Source organism: Bacteroides caecigallinarum, assembly GCF_021531075.1.
Classification (GTDB): domain Bacteria; phylum Bacteroidota; class Bacteroidia; order Bacteroidales; family Bacteroidaceae; genus Phocaeicola; species Phocaeicola caecigallinarum_B.
This window is the reverse complement of sequence record NZ_JADYTJ010000161.1, coordinates 1-468: the sequence shown is the minus strand read 5'-3', so window position 1 is coordinate 468 and position 468 is coordinate 1. Positions and strand designations below refer to the sequence as shown.

The window sequence follows — 468 nt, the reverse complement described above, 5'->3', positions numbered from 1 at the left end:
GTCGATATGAGCTCTTGGGAGGGATCAGCCTGTTATCCCCGGAGTACCTTTTATCCTTTGAGCGATGTCCCTTCCATACGGAAACACCGGATCACTATGCTCTAGTTTCCTACCTGATCGACTTGTCAGTCTCCCAGTCAAGCACCCTTTTGCCATTACACTCTTGGGCCGGTTACCGATCGGCCTGAGGGTACCTTTAGAAGCCTCCGTTACGCTTTTGGAGGCGACCACCCCAGTCAAACTACCCACCAAGCAATGTCCTCAATCCATGAGTTAGAACTCAAACAAACGAAGGGTCGTATTTCAACAGCGGCTCCACAAACACTGGCGTGCCTGCTTCAAAGCCTCCGACCTATCCTACACATCGCGTGCCCAAATTCAATGCTAAGCTATAGTAAAGGTTCACGGGGTCTTTTCGTCCCATCGCGGGTAATCGGCATCTTCACCGATACTACAATTTCACTGGGC

General features: G+C 50.9%; 1 rRNA gene. It reads right to left on the bottom strand.

Features of this window, described 5'->3' with window-relative positions:
- Positions 1-468: ribosomal RNA gene (locus I6E11_RS14890) — 23S ribosomal RNA — on the bottom strand; the annotation flags it as partial.